This window comes from Bradyrhizobium sp. UFLA05-112 (assembly GCF_053572325.1).
Genome location: NZ_JBANBK010000053.1, coordinates 47014 through 61019 on the forward strand (window position 1 = coordinate 47014; position 14006 = coordinate 61019).

Below are 14006 nucleotides of genomic sequence, written 5' to 3' on the forward strand. Positions count from 1 at the left end.
TGGTCTTCGGGCATACGCGCGTTGCTGCCGCCGCTCCCGAAGTAGCGGCTCGTTGTGATCGACGACGACGCGAAGAGGTGAAACGGAATCGTCAGGTCTTAGGGGGAGGGGCAGCTCGGCATCGATGCCGCGGAGCGGCGGCGAAAGAAAATCGGCTCGGTGGCGTTCGGACCGCGCCAGTTGGCATAGGGAAGCTGCACGTCATCGTTGGTTACGATGGACATCGCCGGGTTCGTCCTCTGCAGGGATTGCTGTGGAATTTCCACCTCCTCGCCGGTTGCAGAGGTGAAGCGAACTGCCAACGAAAGTCCGTACACGATTGTCGTTGCGACGAGTCTTCGTCGCGGCGGGATTGCAAAGAGGCTGACGAAGGTCTTCGAGGTCATCGTTTGTCTCCGTCTATGGGGAGCGTAGGGCACCTTGATCATCTACCGAACCGGAGCTCCAGCTGCGCCAGCGCGATTGCGGTGCCTGCATAGAGATTGCTGCTACCGCATGCGCCGTCGCCAATCGCTCGGCGTTTCGCCGGTCAACTTCTTGAACGCTGCGGCGAACGCTGTTTGGGAAGCATAACCAAGCTGTGCGGCCACCGACGCGATCGACGCATCGGTATCGCGCAGCATGTTCATGGCTTGATCGAGCCGCTGCTGGCGCAGCCAGGCATGAGGCGAAAGCCCGGTACTTTCCTTGAAGGCGCGGCAGAAATGGAAGCGCGAGAGCCCGGCGTCTGATGCGAGCGCAGCGAGCGACACGTCAGTATCGGTGTTCGAGCGCAGGCGTTCGACCGCGCGTCGCAGAGCATGGGGAGACAGCCCGCCCGTGATCGGCTCGAACGTGGTTGGCGCGCCGGTGTGCTCAGCCAGGATACGTGTAGCCAGGAGATCGGTCAGTTGCTGCCTGAACAGGAGATCCAGGGCTGCATTGCCCTCCAGCACCTCCGCCGCACTCATCAGCAACCCGGATACGACGGGGTCGGGATGCCCCGTTCGTTCGAGAAGATCGCCGGGAGCGGGCGCGTTGGCCTCGCGGGCGATGCGTTCGAGCGCCGCGTGTGGAAGATAGAATTGAATGACATCGACAAAGCCGGGAATATCCCATCTGGCGCTTGAACCGGACGGAATGATCGTCACAACTCCGGAACGCGCCGTTCCAATCGCAACCGACTTCCCGGTGCGCCGCTCCAGGCGCTGAACGCCTGTGGGGTAAGTCATGATCACGTGGTCGGTCATGGGCTCGACCACGTCATGCAGAGCCCCATGTTTCCAATGCGCGATGGCGCCGTTGGAAGGGTCGGAAGCCATCTGGAGCGGTGCAGTCTTGAGGACGCGCGCCATCTCCACGTCGGCACGGCGTCGCTCGGCGACCGGGGAGTCGCTGTGGCTCGCATCTGGGGCAACGAGCAGAGCCTCCAGCGGATCGTGCAGGATCGGCTTGTTCATGGAGCTATCCTCGCTTCTGAAGGCACTTCATCAACTGCAGGAGGAGCTAGCGCACGCGTCGCCGCCAATCGCTCGGCGTTTCCCCGGTCAATCGCCTGAACGCTGCGGCGAAAGCCGTCTGGGAGGCATAGCCAAGCTCTACCGCCACCGACACGATCGAAGCGTCGGTGTTGCGCAGCAGGTTCATGGCCTGCTCGAGCCGGTATTGCCGCAACCAGGCAAGAGGCGAAAGCCCAGTGCTCTCTTTGAAGGCGCGGCAGAAGTGGAAACGCGACAGGCCGGCATCCGAAGCCAGGGCATCGAGGGAGACATCCGCGTCGCTGTCCGAACGCAAGCGTTCGATCGCACGGTGCAGGACCTTCGGCGAAAGCCCACCCACGGGCGGCTGCAGCGTCGTCGGCGAACTGGTGTGGGCGGCCAGAAGGCGCGTGGCCAGGAGGTCTGTCAGCTGATGCCTGAACAGGGCATCCAGTGCTCGATTGCTCTCCAGCACGCCGGCCGCGCTAAGGAGCAATCGGGATGTGATGGGGTCGGGATGTGCCGTTCGCTCCAGGAGATCAGTCGACGTGCCGGTCGCGGCTTCGTCGGCAACGCGCTTCAGGGTTGCGTGAGGAAGATAAAGCTGCACGACATCAACAGGCTTCGGGATATCCCATCGGGAGCTCGATCCTTCCGGAATGATGATCACGACCCCGGGACGAAACGTTCCACTCACAACCGATCTTCCCGACCGCCGCTCCATGTGCTGCGTCACGCCGTTGTAAGCCATGACGACATGGTGGCTCATGGGTTCGACGACGTCGTGCAATGGTTCATGCTTCCAGTGAGCTATCCCGGCGCCGGAGGCATCCAATGCCATGCGAAATGGCGTGGTGTGGAGCACACGCGCCATCTCTGCGTCGGCGGCGCGACGGTCGGAGACCGGCAAGTCGTTTTGGCGCGCGACGGGCGTAGCCGGCGGAGTCTGCAGAGGATCGTGCGAGATCGGCTTGCTCATGAGGGGGTACTCGCGTTGGGGCCAGTACTCGCGTCGCCAGGCGTGACTTGCGGGCTGCGCGAAGCCGACGCTTGGTATAGCCTGTATCGATGCGCCTGGGCGCCGCGAGCTTTCGGCGCGTGTTCTAGGCGCGGAGAACTACGGGTTCTTTCCCAAACCGGCGGTGCTTTGCCGGATTCTGCTCAAAGCCTCGGCGAGCGCTGTACACGGCTGACGGCGTGGTCAATGCGGGGGGGAAGCGCCATTAGCATTCACAAACGCACGATGGAACCGAGCTGTGATTTGGAGAAGCCTCGCCGAAAAAGCGAAACTACGTTGGAATCACTGTGAAAATCGTTCTGTTGCGAATTGATCGGGCTGCGGCTAACACAGCCACTCGTTCCACGAGCGAGTCTGGACGGTAGCCATCCACCTCCGATACTGTCCTGCGATCTTGCGGGCGCGAGGATAGCCCGCCCAATCCAACTCCACTGATAAGACTGACCTCAGATGACACAAGCGGGCGTCTACGGAGAAAGGCTCGGGCGACCCTTGTACTTGAAGGACGCGCCCTCGCTGATCACGCGCTCCCTGCGCAGCGCCGAACTCGCGGTCACCGAAACCCGGAATGACGATCCCGTGCGCGATCTTTCGGGCTCGTTTCCATCTGAGGATGCCTATCTTGTCAGTCTTAAATTTCGCGACTACCCGGACTGCGAATGCTGGGAACGCGGGCGGAGCATCGTCAAGACGGACATCCGCGCCGGTGCGACGTATCTTTATGATCTCAAGCGCGATCCACGCTACGTCATAGATAAGCCGTTCCATTCGGTCTTTTTCTATTTGCCGCGCTCGGCACTCGACGATATCGCCAGACAGAGCGGCGCGCCACGCGTCGGCGAACTTGACTATCAGCCCGGCGTCGGACACGACGACGCGGTCGTCCGTCATGTCGGAGCGTCGTTGCTGGAGGGGCTGCGTCGGCCGGTCGAGGCCAACCAGCTCTTCATCGATCACATGATGCTTGCGTTCACCGCGCATGTCGCCCAGACCTATGGCGGGCTGAGGCGAAGTGGCGAGTTGGCTCGCGGCGGTCTTGCGCCGTGGCAGGTGAAGCGAGCCTGTGAAAGGCTCGAGTCTGACCTCGGCGGGACGATTTCATTGCAACAAATCGCGGCCGAGTTTGACCTCTCGGTCAGTCATTTCTCGCGCGCGTTTCGAATCTCCACCGGACTGCCGCCGCATCAATGGCTGCTCAATCAGCGCGTCAAAGCGGCCAAGCAGTTGATGACTGTCCGCGATCTGCCCCTGGCCGAAATCGCAATTTCGGTCGGGTTTGCCAATCAAAGCCACTTCACGCGGGTATTCTCGGCCGCGGTCGGGGTCAGCCCGGGCGCGTGGCGCCGCCAAGCGTATGGTGCAACGGGAAGCGAAACCTAAGGGACCGCGCCTATGGCACAGGCGAGCACCTTCGGACAAAGGGTTAGGCAGCAGTTGCGCCTGAGGGATGCACCGCCCTCGCTGATCACGCGTTCGATGCGTGGCGTCGACCTCGCCGTTACGGAAACCCAGGACGATAACCCCGTGCCGGGCCTTTCGGGCTCGGTGGCCGATGAGGCCTATCTCGTCAGCCTTAAGCTTCACAATTACCCGGACTGCGAACTCTGGGATCACGGCAAGTGCGTCACTAAGGCGGATGTCAGAGCCGGTACAACGTATCTCTACGACCTCAGGAGCGATCCGGGCTTTGTCATCGACAAGCCGTTCCATTCCCTCCAGTTTTATCTTCCGCGTTCAGCGCTTGACGCCGTCGCCAAGGAATCCCGTACACGGCGTGTTGGCGACCTCGCCTGTCAGTTCGGCTTCGGCCATGACGACAAGGTCATGCGTCATATCGGAGCATCGCTGTTGCAAGCGCTCAGTCGGCCGGCCGAGGTCAACCAGCTTTTCATCGACCACATGATGCTCGCGTTCAGCGCGCACATCGCCCAGGCCTATGGCGGGCTGCAGCCCATCACCGTATCGAGTCGCGGCGGTCTCGCTGCTTGGCAAGTGAAACGCGCCTGCGAAAAACTCGAATCCGACCTCGGCGGGCAGCTTTCGTTGCAGCAGATCGCGGCCGAGTTCGGCCTCTCGGTCAGCCATTTTTCACGTGCATTTCGGGTCTCAACTGGTTTGCCGCCGCACCAATGGCTGCTTCGTCAGCGCGTGAAGGCGGCCAAGCAGTTGATGACGGTGCCCGAGTTGCCGCTGGCCGAGATTGCACTATCGGTCGGGTTCGCCAATCAAAGCCATTTTACGCGGGTGTTCTCGGCAGCCCTCGGTGTCAGCCCAGCCGTGTGGCGCCGCGAAACACTTGGGACGCCGGAAGGCGAGACATAGTCCGCGGCCATCAGTGGGAACTCACCTGATCAACGACGCCTCGCAAACGAGATGGCATAGGCGGCGCTGCGCCCCGCGAAGATCTCGTCAGGCGGATGACTGATGCCTTCGGCGAGATTTGCCGGATCGAAAAAGAAGGCGTCGCACGCATCGTTTGGCTCGATAGCTGTGATGACGATCGTTCCGAGCCGCACTGCTTCTCGTCGTTCTTCGTCCGGCCAACGGATGGTCACGTCCATAGTGGGATCCCGGGGACGATCGAGCAGCGCCATCACGCTGAAGCGGGCATCGCCTGCGGCGATCCGATGTTGGAGATCTTCGTGCAGGAAATCCGCAGACTTCGTCCTGGCCTCGTCCTCCGCCAGCGCGAAGTCTCCGCCGACCGGCGTGACCTTGAACTTGATGAACCGCGTCTCCCCCATCGAATTCGTCGTGGGAAAGGCGTGCACGCCCCAATAGGTTGTTCCAGCAAAGCTCGCCGGCACCGGACGCGTGGCGATGTAATTGGCCTGGTGCAGCGTTTCGGGATTGGCGGCGGCAAATGCGCTGATTCTCTCCATATCCGGCCTGCCGTCCGCTCCCGGAATGCTCGCGTTGAGGAGCGCCAGCATCTGGTCGAGCGTCCTCGCATAGTGCACCGGAGCGCTCTGCGTGAGAATGTCGGACCGATGATCAACGTTCCCGAGCCTGAAGCTGAAGCCGCGCAGCGCGCGCTCGTCGGTATTCACCACTCCGGGATTGCCGCCGCCGACCGAGAAGCGGGCCAGTACGCGCGATGGTCTTGTGAAGCTCTGGGATTTAGTAATCTCCTCTGCCTGATCCGAGGGGATATAAGCGCCATGGACGCATTGGCCCTTGGCAAAGCTCGCACGTACCTCCGGTGGATCACCGGCTACCGCTTTCAGGGCGTTGACGATCGACGCGGCCGTGGCGCTGCCGTTCGGGACATGGCGGGATCTTGAGTTTGACACCGCAACGGTCTAGCGAACCCGGTGTTACGTCGCTCCAGAGCGATTGCTGCACTTGTAGAGCAATTGCTGCGTTTTGCAGACGCCACAATCACTCGGCGTCGTTACCGATGGCCCAGGGGCGCGCAAGGAGGCGCTAGCCTCCCTGCTGGTCGCTAGAATCGGTGTCGCGGGCCCATGGTTTGGATTTGTCCGAGCGAGGCGTTGTTTCGCGATGCAGCGGACCATTGACTTGGACCCATGTATTCCGCTCGCCGCATTGGCGAGTGGCTAGCCCGTCGTGCTCGTCGATCGAGAGGCCGTCATTCCGAAGGAGAAAAGCCATTGCGGTTTCAACGCAGGTTTATCGACCCATTTGTCGGAACGGCCGTGGATTTTACGTGCAGATCATTCGTCTCGGCGACTGCGGCTATGGCTCGGCCGAGATCTCGGATGGTTGGTCTATACGAGCACGGCATCGAGCCACACGTCACAGTGTTCGACAAGTCGGTCCGCACAGATGGGATATTCTCGCGCGAGGACTTCACCTATGACCACGCAGGTGGCGTGTATCGCTGTCCTGGCGGCAAGGTACTCACCACGACCGGAGCGCTGGTGAACGATGGCGCCACGATGCTTTACATGGCCAGCAAGCGCGATTGCGATCGGTGCGCACTGAAGTCCCGGTGTTGCCCAAGCAGCCCTCACGGAGGGTGCCGGGCTCAATCTAAGAGGGCGCTCGCGACATGGTCCGCCAGATCGCAAGGTCGTGGGAAGGAGGCACCTCGCGTCGGCTCCGCAAAAAGATCGAGATGCTGTTCGCGCACCTCAAGCGCATTCTCAAGCTCGACCGTCTAAGTTGACGAGGTCCAAAAGGTGCTCGTGATGAGTTCACCCTCGCAGCCACCGCCCGGAACCTTCGTAAGATGGCCAAGCTGATCCCGACGCAATCACTCAAACCCGCATAACGGCCGGTGGGCCCCATCGGCGCTGGCGCCAATACATCAGGACTACTGCCGCCTTTTTCATCGGAATCGGCCCAGAGGCGAAGTGTCCGCACGCCTCGTCGAGGCCCGGATAGCGAGGTGTATCGGACCCGATCTACTCACATCGAGTTCTTCGCAATACCCTGAGCGGAATTTTTCAATTGGGGCCCGCGCGCGAGACGTTTGATGGTCTTCGCGGCGCAATGCGGGATAACGGAGAGCGCCAGATGCTCGTTCCTTTCGATTCCTAATCCGACCTCCCGCGACGATGACCTTTATCCCGTCCGAGGATAGTCGCGCTTTAGCTGCACCCCCTTAGGCAAGGTGCTCTCGAACTTGTCGAGAGCCTGGACGATCTCAGCGACATCGTCTGCCTTACGCGCAAAGAAAACGAAGCCGCTGTCGGAATTCTCGGTACTGCTCCCGTTGCGTGACAAGGTCGCGATCTTAATCCAATGCTGAGGAACCATCCCAGGTGTCATGATCGCAAGTCCAATTCCGTGACGTTCCATGAGAACATCCATCCAGTCAAGTGAGTGCTCCGTCATGCGCGCTATACGTGCGGACTCGGAGCCCAGGCCGGACAGATCCAGCACATATTGGGAATTGCCGTAGTTGACGTAGCCAAGTTGGTTAACGGCGACAGGCTTGCGGTAGAAATCCGTGACGAATCTGTGGAGTTGGGCGCCGCCAAGATATTCGCTGCGCGCCAAGTGAATCGCGAAGGCAAACTGCGTGGCATATCCGGCAAAGATCATCGTGAGAGCTGCGCAGAAGATCGCCACGCCTCGCCAGGACGCATTCGTGCACCACTTAGAGAGCGCCTCGCCGAAGATAATGGCGAGGCCGCACACATTGAGAACAAGCACGTAAATTTCGTAACGGTGTGGAACCCAGCCTAGCTTGCCGCCCGTTATTTGCGCTAGCGAAACGAAGGTAATGAAGGCAAGCGTCGCCAGCTTGACCTGGTCCGATTTCGTGATCGGGCGACATTGAAGTTCCCGCATTACCCCTCCCAGCCAAACTACGCCAAGAGCAATTCCCGCAAGGATCTGCGCAGCTCCAAAACTGTTCAGATTGGAGTAGACGTTCTTGGCCAGAGCAACGCCGACTGCCACCAAACCGCTGTGATCGGCGACCGCTGCACTAGACCAATCCGAACGGGCCAAAATCGAACTTGGTAACAGGGGCAGACCGAGCAAATGCAAAAATGCGGAATAACCCGCAACCAACAGCACACCAATTGCCAGGATTGCCAACGCATAGCCATAGCGACGGAACGCGATGAAAATCAGTGTGTCTGCGACCAGCATCCCCGCCGCCTCAAAGCGTATGATCGGTTGAACAATGATACAGACAAACCACCACCAATCGCAGCGGCCATATCTCACGAATCGCACCAGACCGAGCAGATAGGCGACAGACATTGCGACATGCAGCGAATGTTCAAGACCGGTCAGCGCCAAGCCTGGCAGGTTGAGTGCGACGGCAATAACGGCCGCCAATACAAACAAGTACTGGGTCGAAAGGCGCGCCAGCGGTATCTGGCACTCCTTGGCGAGGCGTACGGCAAGAACACCTGTAGCCACCGTCGATGCAACGTTGACGAGAAGCGGAAGGAGTGCGCCCAGGCCCAGAAAGCGCAACGCAGACAGCAGAAAGGGAAAAATGATCGTCGAACTGGGCGCCGAATGTTCTCCGGCGAAGAGTCCGTAATTTCCAAGTGCAATCTGGTCGGCAAGGGCAAGGTGCGTGTAGGGGGCCTCAAGGCTGTATGCGAAATGCCCGCCGGTGACAATGAAAACGAGAGCGATCTGGACACCCAGCACCGTGGAGATACCCAATGTCACGGCGAACCAAGTTCCTCGGGCTACGAAATCATCCTTTGTTGCAAGATCGCCGAGACGTCGTTCGCGTCTCTCCTTTCGCGGAAGGGCACGCGGAGGTTTGGCAACGACAAAATTGTCCATGAGGTCGCTTCCGAATTCTCGACACGTCACGTAAAGCGGCATGCGATCTATCACTTACCGCGAATCAAATCCTGTAAGCAGCCAACTCCGCCCAACGACCGTCCAATCGAGTCAGTGAGCTCCTCAGATCGCGCTAATCAGAATTCCACAAATCATCACGAATGCGAGCAGACTGTTTTTGTCCCTGAGGGCGAACAATATCGGGTCATCATCCAACTCCCGTCGGTGCGCCAGCATAAGGAGTCGGCCGAACCAATAGATGAGAATCGGACAAATTAACCAGAGATAGTGGGCATGCCGATAAAGATGGTGGACTGTATCCGACGAAATGTAGAGAGCAAACACCGTGACCGCGTTGAACGACGCCGCTGCCATCAGCGCAGCGACAGCGCCCAAATCCGACTTACGGTAGTTCCTATTCGACATCTCCGGCAAATCGGCCTCGATCCTAGCCGTCAATTCCACGTAACGTTTCACCAACGCGAGCGCCACAAAGACAAACATCGAGAATCCGAGCAGCCATTCCGATAGGGGAACAACGATTGCGACAGCGCCGCCTACTACTCGAATTGTGTAGAGTCCAGCCAGCACGATCACGTCGACAAGCATTTTGCGCTTGAGCACGAGCGAATAGGCCGTCGTAACCAGCAGATACAAGGCGATTACCGCCGCAAAATGCATTGAGACCGAGATGGCGAGGCTGATAGCCGTCATAGTCAGCAGCGCAGCAACAATCAGCGCGCGCGACGCTGATAGCGTGCCTGCGGCAAGAGGTCTGTGCTTCTTGTGGACATGCGCTCGATCAGCGTCGATATCGACAAGATCATTGATGATATACGCGCCGGAGGCGATAAGCGAGAACGAGACGAAGGCCAGTATCGCGTAAAGGAGGGAATTCGGGTCGATCCGTTGAGCAGTCACCATCGGAACGAATATCAGAAAATTTTTCGTCCATTGATGCACTCTCATCAACTTCAGCCAATTGCGCATCTGCCCCGGCGAAACGGGCCAGAGTACCTGCTCTGATTCGGTTGGTATGAAGCATTCGAAGCTATTGCGCCCCAAGGCATCATCGATTTGCTGCCGAAGGACTGACGCGGACATTCGCTCGTCACTATTCGAGGCGAACACGCCGGCAAACAGGCCGAGATGGTTGGCCACGGCGCGCACGTAACGCTCGTTCGAGGATGAGACCAGATAGACTGTCCTGTTCTTGGCAACCGCTCGTCGAACGCGATCGAGAGCAACTTCGTTGTAGGGCAGAAGGGAGGCGTCTATGGATGCTGCATTGGCGATGTAGGAGTCGACGGAGGCTCTCCCACGCAGAAGACGCAACGCGAACTGTCCGATACTTGCCGGATCTCGCGTAAGAAGCACAAACGCCGACTGAAGGGAAAAGTCGACGTTGAGGAGAATATCTTCGAGATCGACGATTAGGGCCTTGCCCTCTGGATGACTTGCCCTGACTGGGCCGATCGCGTCGGCGGATGACTGCGATGAGCTAATATACATGAGGCTCCCCATAGCTTCGCTGCAAACTCGCACCCGCCCGCGCACGATGGAATCGCTGCCCGGCAAGAGAAAGCTACTGAGGTGGGCTGAGGCCGCGCCTTAACAAATGCAAATCGAGTAAGGAAAAGTCGGCAAAATTCGAGTCGGTTCCTCGGTGCAAAAGTGGACATTGCGTTTCACCTTGTCGGCGACATCTTTGGTCTGGAAAACGGCGACGTACACCGCTTCACGGCGAAAGCGATCGTCGAGACGATTAAGCGCCAAAGCCTCGAAACGGTTGCCGACAGCGATGCGGCCGTGACGCATAACTTGCTCCGCATGACCACCAACGCCCTCCAGCACGCTGAGGATCACATGCTTCTTCCGGGCCGCAAAGATGCAGTCGAAAGAGTTGCGGCGTACCTCCTCGAAATGGACAACCGAGTTACTGGCGCTGCCAACATAACACTCCCGATGCCACGGCGGGACATCGCTGACTACCTCGGCCTGACCCTCGAAACTGTATCTCGCGCATTGTCACGATCGCGTCGAGCGGGAGTCCTCGAGTTCGTTGGCAACACGCAACGCGAGGTCAGGCTTCTCGACCGCAAGCGCCTCCTTGCGTTCGACTGGCAGAGTTAGCGCGCCGGTCAGGCGAGCGCCTTATTCCCCACAAGGATTGAAACTTCCTGCTTGCTCGTGGTCGCGAGACAGAGTTCATATGCGCGCGTGCCAGAAGATAAGTTTTTGCGTGCTCGTTACCAATCGGGAACAACTGGAATTCGGACCGCCTCGGTGCAAAAGTGCACGTTTGCGCTCTGGTGTTCGCGCTAGGCTCAGCTTGCAGGACGCTGCCGCGCGTTCTGTCCGAAGGGCCGCTAGCCTGCCCGGCGCGAAGCCGGGGCTAGCGGCTCCGTAGGCGGGCGGCAAATGGGCCACGCCTGCTCAGTTTCATTCAACGTCTCCGCTCGGGCGATCTCGGGATTGCCGAATTCCGGCACAACTTGCCGTTAGGCTGGCCTTATCATGTGCTACTGTCTCTCCTACGGGCAATGATCTGGCGTTTGCGATAGTCGTGGTTACAGTGGGCAGCATGACGCCGCTGCTAACGGCCATGGCCGTATTCATGCGGTAACTTGCCGGGGCATGATGGGACGATGCTTTAGCGATGCGCAGTCGCGTGATCATCGCAGCCGATTATCGGGATGTATTTGGCGAATGTTCGTGCGAGCTTCCTTCCGGCGGCGCTCGTCCAGCTCTTCAACGGTGCGGATGCTCTGCGCGACGCGCCAGCTTTTCATAGTTTTCAGCCGTTTTGCTCAGCGCGGCAACGGAAACTGTGAGAACGCTCCCGGCCACCTCAAAAAAGGCGGTGATGCGCACGGAGCCCCCGGGCCTATTGCGGGCGCAGGATTGCAAATACTTGCAGTCGGGTCTGGCGTGTATTGGCTGGTCAAGCGTCGTCGCCGAACCGGATAGTGCCAACCCTGATCTTTGTGTCATCGCATTTGAGAGAGAGAGCGCCTATCGGCGCATCTGATCTTCCTCACTCGTGCCCGTTCCCGGCGTTCCGATTGGCTGTCCATTCGGCGCGTGACCAACGCCAGCGTTTCTTTCGGCCTGCGCTGCCGTTGGCGTGTTTGGCGTGGGCCGTTCAACGTTGGGATTGTTCAGTTGGGTGTTGGTGCTCCGGTTTGAGCCAGTTGTGACATCCTGCGTCCCCGTGCCGGAAGGGGCCGATGGACCTGAGTTGGCACTGCTAGGATTTGTTTCCTGTTCCAGCGCCTGCGGTAGCGGCAGCAGATGAGCCTGCGCTGCTCCCGCCTGCGCCACCGCCCTGAGCAAATGCGGGTGGGCCACAGACGGCGATGCAGCTCAGCAAGATAATCATTCTATTGGACGCTTTAATGATCATTGCCCATGGCGAATGCTTGGCTCGATGCGCCCAATCGAATGTGCGAGCGTTCCTGCCTCCGTCTCTTCCTCACCTTCTGCTCCGCCTTAAGCACTCGGTTCCGCAGTTCCTCTAGTTCCGCCATTTGATGAGCAAGACTTTCAAGATGCTGACGAAGGACATCATCAACAGCGCGACCGCAAGCACGCATGGCAAGCCACCCACTTGTTGTTCACTTTTGGAGGACTTGGACCCCTATTGGACCACCGGGAAAATCTGGCAGATGCAGCGGCGGCGCGCACTAACTGTGGCAAGATGCGGGGCAACGCCGATGCTCAATCCTCCTTGAAAGGCGCCGACCAGAGGGGGGCGTGGAAGGGTGAGACGGCGGTCTGGCGGTGGATCGTGTGGATGTGCTCGTCGAGTGTCGGGTGAAGCAGCGCGCAATCCCTTCTGGACGCTGTGTCGGCAGCGGAAGTGCTAGCCGGTGCATCCGGTCCTTCCAAGCGGTCCATTCACGGTTGCGGCGCCACATCTCGAAGTCCGCCCCCATGCTCGTGGCGGCCAGCTCCTGCCACGCTGCTTGGAAACTCGTACGGGCTTCGTCGAACGTCTCGTCAATGCCGCTGCGGTGCTCACCGGATCAGAGCCGGGATAGAAGCCGCTGGACCAACTCCACTGCGGGGCCGAGTCCGGGACACCGGCGCGGCGACCGATAACGCCGACACGGATGTCGCCGAAGAATATCAGCCATGTCTCGCGGTGTGGATCATCTTTGCTGCGGCGACGGGTGACAGCGGGCATGCTGCGATCAAAGCGGCGCACGACCTTGCTGGCAAATTGTCAATCCCTCGTGGATCAGGTCGTCGCGCGACCACCGTCAGTCGTGGCTGTGAATAGGTATGGATGCCGGAAGATCTCAGAGAGTGTCTGCCATGTGGGCGAACCTCGGGCGGAGGTCGAAAAAATGGCTTGGGGCTCACGTCTGCTGAGCCCCCAACAGCGGTATGAAAGCGAACATCGGTTGGCCCAACTGCTCTAGTTCTTTGCGGATGTAGTCGCGATGCGCGAGGTGAGTTATCAGTAACTCGCGATATGTATCCAACACCTGAGTTGCGAGTTCCGTAGGATGACCGCCGCGCCCCAGCACGTCGATGATCTCGATCTGGCGGGCAATATGACGTTCTCCCAGCGCAATATGCCGCTCTGCGTCCGCCAAATGCGCCAAGGTCATCCGGAGGTCCATTGGGGCAAGTATACGCCCGGAACCGGGACAGCGGAAACCAAAAATCTTAACATGCGTTAGGAGGGGATGATCGAACGAACCCTAGCGGAAGTCCTCGATGAACGTGCCGCGCGCGCGATTGAGGAGGCCCGCTCCCTCATTGCGGAACGCAAGCGACTGATGGATGAGTTGACTGCAAACTACCGGCACAGGTACGAAGCGGCGCGGAAAGCCCTGCAAGGCGTTCAGAAAACTGAGGCCGAACTCGTTGCCAACGCTCGGCGATGGTTTTCTGGAACCTAGCTTGACGTTTTACGTGCCGACAAATTTTCTTGCGCCTCCTCGGCTCTATGAGTCCTTTCCGCGCGCGACTGATGGCTGCGAGTGGCTTCCTCGCGAGCGCGGCTCGCGGTCGCTATCACCCGCTCATTCCACCAGCGCGCCAGCGCAATGCTTTGGTCCACTTGGCGTCGGATCAACTCGCTATCACGGATGGCTCTGTCGGCCCGTTCTAGTAGCTTGTCCATTCCCCTAAAATCAGAGCAGGGGCAAATCGTTCCGGCAAGTTAGGAACGAGTAACGCTTGGAACGCAGACGCCCGCGAATGTCCGTTGAGGGGGGCGGGTTCAACTCATCGCCGCAACACATTCTGCGAACTTCTCAGCTGGGGTTTGAAAGAGCAAGGTCTTTCGTGGC

General features: G+C 59.5%; 11 protein-coding genes and 2 pseudogenes. 5 read left to right on the plus strand and 8 right to left on the minus strand.

Annotated elements, in window-relative coordinates:
- Positions 1-98 precede the first annotated feature (98 nt).
- The 3 genes from SO180_RS27225 to SO180_RS27235 all read right to left on the minus strand — a co-directional run bounded on the left by SO180_RS27225 (position 99) and on the right by SO180_RS27235 (position 2436).
- Entirely contained in the window at positions 99-386 is a 288-nt protein-coding gene (locus tag SO180_RS27225; RefSeq protein WP_449381913.1) for a hypothetical protein, read from the minus strand.
- Positions 387-488: 102 nt separating this feature from the next.
- Positions 489-1439, minus strand: coding sequence for a helix-turn-helix transcriptional regulator (locus SO180_RS27230; RefSeq protein ID WP_449381914.1), 951 nt, complete (start codon positions 1437-1439; stop codon positions 489-491).
- Positions 1440-1485: 46 nt separating this feature from the next.
- The gene (locus SO180_RS27235; protein WP_449381915.1) at positions 1486-2436 is read right to left on the minus strand and encodes a helix-turn-helix transcriptional regulator; all 951 of its coding nucleotides are present in this window, start codon (positions 2434-2436) and stop codon (positions 1486-1488) included.
- A gap of 489 nt (positions 2437-2925) precedes the next feature.
- Here SO180_RS27235 and SO180_RS27240 point away from each other — a divergent pair, with 489 nt between their 5' ends.
- Both SO180_RS27240 and SO180_RS27245 read left to right on the plus strand, forming a co-directional pair.
- On the plus strand, positions 2926-3855 hold the full coding sequence (locus SO180_RS27240; protein WP_449381916.1) for a helix-turn-helix domain-containing protein: 930 nt from the start codon (positions 2926-2928) through the stop codon (positions 3853-3855).
- A 12-nt stretch (positions 3856-3867) separates the two neighbouring features.
- On the plus strand, positions 3868-4797 hold the full coding sequence (locus SO180_RS27245) for a helix-turn-helix domain-containing protein (protein WP_449381917.1): 930 nt from the start codon (positions 3868-3870) through the stop codon (positions 4795-4797).
- A gap of 29 nt (positions 4798-4826) precedes the next feature.
- On the opposite strand, the gene SO180_RS27250 is transcribed toward SO180_RS27245, so the two are convergent.
- Positions 4827-5768: a catalase family peroxidase gene (locus SO180_RS27250; RefSeq protein WP_449381918.1), complete on the minus strand. Its 942-nt coding sequence runs from the start codon at positions 5766-5768 to the stop codon at positions 4827-4829.
- A gap of 398 nt (positions 5769-6166) precedes the next feature.
- Here SO180_RS27250 and SO180_RS27255 point away from each other — a divergent pair.
- Positions 6167-6712, plus strand: a pseudogene (locus SO180_RS27255) (transposase); the annotation flags it as partial.
- Positions 6713-7005: 293 nt separating this feature from the next.
- Here SO180_RS27255 and SO180_RS27260 read toward each other — a convergent pair.
- Together SO180_RS27260 and SO180_RS27265 are read right to left on the minus strand one after the other, a co-directional pair.
- Entirely contained in the window at positions 7006-8700 is a 1695-nt protein-coding gene (locus SO180_RS27260; protein ID WP_449381919.1) for a hypothetical protein, read from the minus strand.
- Between the two features lie 123 nt (positions 8701-8823).
- A complete protein-coding gene (locus tag SO180_RS27265; protein WP_449381920.1) occupies positions 8824-10212 on the minus strand; it encodes a UbiA family prenyltransferase in 1389 nt (462 codons plus the stop codon).
- 171 nt (positions 10213-10383) lie between these two features.
- Here SO180_RS27265 and SO180_RS27270 point away from each other — a divergent pair.
- A pseudogene (locus SO180_RS27270) lies at positions 10384-10833 on the plus strand (helix-turn-helix domain-containing protein); the annotation flags it as partial.
- Between the two features lie 618 nt (positions 10834-11451).
- Here the strand turns inward: SO180_RS27270 and SO180_RS27275 are convergent.
- Complete coding sequence (locus SO180_RS27275) at positions 11452-11574, minus strand: hypothetical protein (RefSeq protein WP_449381921.1); 123 nt, start codon at positions 11572-11574, stop codon at positions 11452-11454.
- A 1490-nt stretch (positions 11575-13064) separates the two neighbouring features.
- Complete coding sequence (locus tag SO180_RS27280; RefSeq protein WP_449381922.1) at positions 13065-13319, minus strand: hypothetical protein; 255 nt, start codon at positions 13317-13319, stop codon at positions 13065-13067.
- 78 nt (positions 13320-13397) lie between these two features.
- Here SO180_RS27280 and SO180_RS27285 point away from each other — a divergent pair, with 78 nt between their 5' ends.
- On the plus strand, positions 13398-13613 hold the full coding sequence (locus SO180_RS27285; protein WP_449381923.1) for a hypothetical protein: 216 nt from the start codon (positions 13398-13400) through the stop codon (positions 13611-13613).
- Positions 13614-14006: the final 393 nt, after the last annotated feature.